5 protein-coding genes are annotated in these 6,192 nt (G+C 36.1%); 1 reads left to right on the top strand and 4 read right to left on the bottom strand.

Translation table 11 applies throughout. The features are described 5' to 3' along the window. Positions 1-278: hypothetical protein (locus AC1DCD_RS06765; protein WP_480349175.1), on the top strand; the 278-nt coding region annotated here is incomplete at its 5' end. A 181-nt stretch (positions 279-459) separates the two neighbouring features. Here AC1DCD_RS06765 and AC1DCD_RS06760 read toward each other — a convergent pair. From AC1DCD_RS06760 to AC1DCD_RS06745, 4 genes are all read right to left on the bottom strand, one after another. Next, positions 460-939: a hypothetical protein gene (locus tag AC1DCD_RS06760; RefSeq protein WP_008446501.1), complete on the bottom strand. Its 480-nt coding sequence runs from the start codon at positions 937-939 to the stop codon at positions 460-462. 18 nt (positions 940-957) lie between these two features. Then, positions 958-3,159, bottom strand: a complete 2,202-nt coding sequence (locus AC1DCD_RS06755) for a peptidase domain-containing ABC transporter (protein WP_008446692.1) — start codon at positions 3,157-3,159, stop codon at positions 958-960. A gap of 56 nt (positions 3,160-3,215) precedes the next feature. Then, positions 3,216-4,721, bottom strand: coding sequence for a DUF6734 family protein (locus tag AC1DCD_RS06750; protein WP_009434704.1), 1,506 nt, complete (start codon positions 4,719-4,721; stop codon positions 3,216-3,218). A gap of 212 nt (positions 4,722-4,933) precedes the next feature. Further along, positions 4,934-6,190 (bottom strand): DUF6734 family protein, encoded by a 1,257-nt coding sequence (locus AC1DCD_RS06745; RefSeq protein ID WP_008446699.1) that lies wholly within the window; start codon positions 6,188-6,190, stop codon positions 4,934-4,936. Positions 6,191-6,192: the final 2 nt, after the last annotated feature.

The raw sequence follows: 6,192 nt of genomic DNA, 5'->3' as shown, positions 1-6,192 counted from the left end.
TCGGGGTAACATGGAGGAAACTCAACCATAGGATGCAAACGATAATAAAATCCTCCAACCTATATCTCGATGAGAGGATTGCAGGTGAGGAAGATATTTATGCAAACGAACAACTAAAAGGTTATGCTCCGCTCTATCCGCTTCCTGTCATCATCGCCCTGTCTTTTCAGTTGGACAGCACGGAAGCCCATTTATTTAGAGAGTATCTCTGTGAGAGATTGCAGAAACCTGCATCCGTGATAACACCGATATTTCTGCTCGGTAACACGAATAACTAATGATTATTTCTTATCTTTCCTTTTTCTTTCACCGATTATATCTTACTACATTACTACAATAGGAGTTAAAGCGGTGAAAGAAAAAGGATTAACGTGTAGTAAAATACCCGAAACAATGGTACTACGCAGTAACTACAACTGCCCTTCTTCTTTCACCGCTTGATTACGATTAAAAAGGAAATTATATGATGTTTGTTATTTGCCTGACAATCCTCTGAAGTATGCTTTCATTGCTTACAAGTATAGATGCGGTGCCTGTCATTCCGCTGATGAGATTATACTTGCAATCTGTTATCCTTACCTGTGCCGTGAACACGTTGCCTTCTGCCGTTTGTAAGGGTATATGCGATGTGGCTGTTATTACACCATTTGCAACTCCGTAGGTTTCTGCATCGTAACCCTCAAATTCGATGTTTACCGTCATTCCTCTCGCTAACGTATTTACGTATTTATAGGGAACGGCGATTGTGCCTTGACGGGCATTTGTCATCTGTACTTTTGCACTGATGGTTTCAGGATAAGGTATAAAGTATGCACCTGCCAGTAGTCCTAATATTACAATAGTGATAATCATGATGCCATAGCGTACAATTTTTGACGGTATCTCGCCAATGATGTGCCTTACCTTCTCGCTGCGGAGTTCTATCTTGTCGTCTACCATAGTTGTTTTTCCTTTACGTTAGTTTCCTAACTCCAATTGATTCTTTACAAGATTGTAGTATGCACCACGCTTTGCCGTGAGTTCCTCGTGGTTGCCAATCTCGACCACCTTGCCTTTATCCAGTACCACTATTTGGTCAGCATTCTTCACCGTGCTTAGTCGGTGTGCTACGATAACTACCGTCTTGCCTTTGTAGAACTCATCCAGATGCTCCACAATCATGCGCTCGTTATTGGCATCGAGCGAGTTGGTGGCTTCATCAAGGAAAATATAATCGGGGTTCTTGTATACAGCTCTTGCTATCAAGATACGCTGTTTCTGTCCTTGACTCAAGCCAACGCCATCGCGACCAATCTTAGTGTTGTATTTTAAGGGAAGTCCCATTACATAGTCATGAATACAAGCTATTTCGGCTGCCCTTTGCAATCGCTCCTTGTCAATCTCACCATCATCTACGGCTATATTCCTTGCTATACTCTCGGAGAATATCACACCGTCTTGCATCACCACGCCACACTGTCTGCGCCACCACTTCTTATTTAGCGTATTTACACCTGTTCCGCCTATGGTGATTTGTCCTCCCAATACGGGATAATAGCCCAACATCAGTTTGATGAGGGTGGTCTTTCCGCTACCCGACGCTCCGACAATGGCAGTTACCTTACCTTTGGGGATTGTGAGGCTTACATCATCAATGATGGTTTTCAATGCGTGAGAATCGTACTTGAAGTTTACGGCTTCAAGGTCTATGCCTTGATTTTTTTCTTTCACTGCCATTTCCAATCCTTGCTTTCCGTTCTCATCATCCATGCGGTGGATTTCATTGATACGCTCAAGACTTATCTTCACATCCTGCACCGAATAGAAGAAACTCATCAACTGCTCGACAGGTGAGTTGAGTTGCCCAATGATATACTGCACGGCAAGCATCATACCCAGCGTGAGCTGTCCGTGAATGACGGCTGTGGCTGCCACCACGGTGATTACGATGTTTTTCAGTTCGTTGATGAATATGCTACCAGCCTCTTGTGTCTGTTGGAGTTTAAGGGATTTCATCTGCACTCCAAAGAGGTCTGCCTGCACGTCCTCCCATTCCCAACGACGACGTTGTTCACAATCTTGGAGTTTTATCTCCTGCATAGAGGTGATAAACTCGTAGGTCTTGTTGTTGTTGATGGCTTGCTGCTCGAAGAGTTCGTAATCAAGTACTTTTCTGCGCCTGAGGAAGAGTGCAAGCCAACCGCCATAGAGCAGACTACCGAGCATGAAGATGGTAAAGACAAGCCAATTATAGGATAGCAGCACGATGCTGAACACCACAAAGGTAAAGAGGGAGAACACGATGCTAAGTGTCTTTTGAGTTAAGAACGTGTTCACCCTACTATGGTCACCCATACGCTGCATAAGGTCGCCCATCAGTTTAGTGTCGAAGAACGACATCGGCAGTTTGAGCAGCTTGATGAAGAAGTCACTCACAAGAGAAATATTGATCCGCATAGAGATATGCAGTAAGAGCCAACGACGGATAAAATCAATGGCAGTACGGCTCATGGTAAGGACAAGTTGTCCCAAGAGTATTAACCAAATAAAACCGATGTTCTGGTTTTTGATTCCCACATCCACAATTGATTGCGTGAGGAAAGGCAGGATAAGTTGCAGCAGACTGCCCACAAGTAAGCCTAAGACTATCTGCCCAAAGTGCTTTCCGTATTTTTTGACATAACCGAAAAGAAACTTGAGTGAGCGTTCTTCTTTCAGCTTGGATTCTTCTTTAATATTATTGTTATCAAGTAACTGAGTAGTACTGCAAAGCATAGCGATTCCTTGCTCTTTATCTTTCAATCTTGTACTAATCCAATGACTCTTAAATTCCTCTAAATTATATTTAATTAATCCTTTACTAGGATCTGCTATATAAAATCTCTTGTCTCTTCTTATTTTATATAGTATTACAAAATGATTCTGATTCCAATGGAGAATACAAGGTAACGGATATTTGGATAAATTGGTAATATCTATCTGGGTACAAATCGTATCAAAGCCTAGGTAATTTGCAGCTTTACTTAGTCCCAATAAAGAAATTCCTTCTGTAGTTGGCGTACATAGTTTTTCTAAAAAAGATAAAGAGTATCTTTTTCCATAATATTCGCATATCATTTGTAAGCATGTAATACCACATTGCATAGAATCGTATTGATGTAAGAAACGAATATGTTTCATTAAACTGTGAGCTTTAGCATTAATATTTCAATAATAGTCAAAAATAAAACTGGACGTTAGATATTCGATATTGTTAAAATACAGTTTTCTATCATCCGGTAAATAATTCTTTCTACATATCTTAAATTAGCTTCATACTCTTCTTTACCATATTTGTTTTGTGATAGTGCACAAACATTATCTATTATATCGGAGGCTGTTGCTGTATGCTCCTGTAGGAGATAGTCTATAATAGTTTCAACCGTTCCACGAGCAACTACTTCATAAACTGTTTGACGAAAAGCATCTGGTATAGTTACAACTTTATACATTTTATTTTCAATTTTTTGATTTTTTGTAATATACATCAATGTTTCTGATGATATATCTGTCAAGCTAATAAAAGGATTTAAAATAAACTGACAATTACTCTCATATAATCTCTCATTTTCCCAAAAGCTATTAATGCAAGTATACTGCTTTTTAAAAAATTCCTTCTTATTATCTTCTAGTTGTTTCTCAACTTTGATGCACGTGTTGTCCAGTTTCTTAATTTCGGTATAGATTCTTTCTTTCATTATTTTTCCTATATCATAATTTTTAGAAACTTTAAAACTACGTGACCTTTCTAATATTTCGTTGGAAGTCCTGTAATGATGGATATAAGGAGTATCTATAAAATTCAGATAATTAGATATTGGGATACCGCCATGCTGGATATATGTATTGATTATATGATGATGTAAAGCAGGATCTATTTTTTCTAGAAGCCTTGATGCAAAAATTTGTGCATCATTTCTTTTTTTTATATTTCCAAGCATATGACAATAGCCGTGTTTTTTCAAACACGACATATCAAGATTCATCCAATCAAACAAAGTACTTAATTTTTCACCTTCAGTGCAGTAGCTTATAGTTTTATTATATTTTTGAGCTAGGCAATAAAAGAAAAGTTGCTCGTAAACAGAATTTATAAAACCGTCATGATTAAGTTTCAAAATCCTATCATTGTTATATATAAATCTATATGCTTGTTCTGTGTAGTATTGAATGAATTTCACATCATTTCCTCCGAGTACGCCTGCATTAGCCACACTAATAATCTTATTTTTAAGCTCTATATCTGCAAAATTGGGAATTTTTCCTCCAACTTGTATGAAACGATCTATGCACTTACGATTATACAATTGATCGTCATACTCAATATTTTGTGCGAATAAGTCTGCTTTCCAAAAGGAATCTGGTAAGCTGTCATACAACAAAAAATCACAATCTACATGTAAAAATGGTTCATGCTGTTCACTGTATGTATATAATTTTGGCAAAGCCCATAATTCATAGCCAGAATACCCTTCCATAATATTCGGAATTGTTACTATCTGATCATAAGGAATACACAATTCTTCAACAACTTTTTTAGCTGTGGAATTGCAATACAGCGTAACATGACCATAATGCTGCTTTAGTAAAAGGCAACTAATAGCCATAGTTATCCAATGAAATTCAGGTGAGAGAAATCCTGCTTTATCGAACATAGGATCTTCATCTGTGGAGAAACTGTAATATGTCTGTAAAAACCTCATGTATGCAATAATATTAATAAAACAAAATCTTTTTCTAAAAATACCTTTAAGCTACTAACAAAAACCTTAATTTTAGGTTGTATAAGTATTAAACCTTCTGAGTGTATATGACTATATAATTAGTACACTTAAAATACATTAGTGTAGCATTATGCTCATGCCACCAAAGTATTAATTATAAAGTATGCACTATGTTTTGTTATTTTATGGTGTCATATAATTAATACATTATCAAATAATCCCTTGCGAATACTTGTAATTAAATATTCTTGTTGAAAGGGATTCAAGTCTGTTATTATTTCGTTTAACCGAATAGGCTTCCTAAATATTTTAAGTAGATTTGTCATAACAGAGTCGTATTTTATATACACATTCTGCGCAAGATATGTATTGTATGTTTTTAGATATCCCTCCTGTTTGCATTCCTTTTTATCAGGTAATGTTGAAACTTTTTTATTACTTATGAATTTAACATCAGGAGAAATTGAAATTATAGAGTTTAATAAGTCTCCATTAGATATTTTTTCATATTCTATTGCTCTTTTCTCATACTCACTATTTGCAATACCTTTTAGTGTGATTTTTTGACAAATATCATTTTTATGGCATACATAGAGTATTCGGTCAAAATACTCTGGATACTTCCTATACATTTGCCTAATGATATAGCTATTACAGCGTGGATGACTTTTGTAATTCATTATGTGAATATAAGGATGATTGTTAGCTTCCACTACTTGGTCAGGGACTGTTCCCCAAGGCATAACAAAATCCTTAACAACACCCTTAATAAATGTTTCAACCTTGATTCTTTTTGTATGTGCTAAGGCATAAAAAATCCATTGTTCAAAAACAACATTATAAAGAAACTTCTTGTCTGACTTTCTTATACTATTAGCATTGCTTGATAAAAAATCTTTAACATATTCAATGTACTCTTTCCAAAAGAACACATTATTACCACCCAATACCCCTGCATTATATGAATGTATATTATTTTCACCGAAACATACTCTCATGTAATCAGGAATTATCGCATTGCATGATTTCAAATGGTTTAGTACTAACATGTAGAAATTTGAATCGTTTTCTTCATGCTGGGCTACTAAGTCTGCTGTTAATAAGCGCTTCTTGAGCGCTTCCTTGCAAAACACATCACAGTCTATATGCAAAAAGGGAGCATTTTGCATACTATATGTTTGAATTTTAGGGTAACAGTAAAAATCCCTATACTCATTCTTGATGTCATCCAATATGAAGTATGTATCATATGGCAATAGAAACAAATCTTTAAATATATGTTTTAACTCAAAATTTGTATACATACAAAGGGGTATTTGTGGGTTATACTCTTTTAAGAGTAATCCACTCAATGCTATTGATAGCCAATTGACTAGTGGAGATAAATAACCTCCGCAAAAGTTCAGTCCATAACTTCTTAACTGACTATATGTTTGAATTATATGCATTA

This window comes from Prevotella sp. C0209C1 (assembly GCF_056583855.1).
This window is presented reverse-complemented; position numbering and strand designations above follow the sequence as displayed.

Bases quoted from the DNA above. Each gene is read 5' to 3' on its own strand.
- AC1DCD_RS06760 (WP_008446501.1), bottom strand. From the start codon at position 939: ATGGTAGACGACAAGATAGAACTCCGCAGCGAGAAGGTAAGGCACATC.
- AC1DCD_RS06755 (WP_008446692.1), bottom strand. From the start codon at position 3,159: ATGAAACATATTCGTTTCTTACATCAATACGATTCTATGCAATGTGGT.
- AC1DCD_RS06750 (WP_009434704.1), bottom strand. From the start codon at position 4,721: ATGAGGTTTTTACAGACATATTACAGTTTCTCCACAGATGAAGATCCT.
- AC1DCD_RS06745 (WP_008446699.1), bottom strand. From the start codon at position 6,190: ATGCATATAATTCAAACATATAGTCAGTTAAGAAGTTATGGACTGAAC.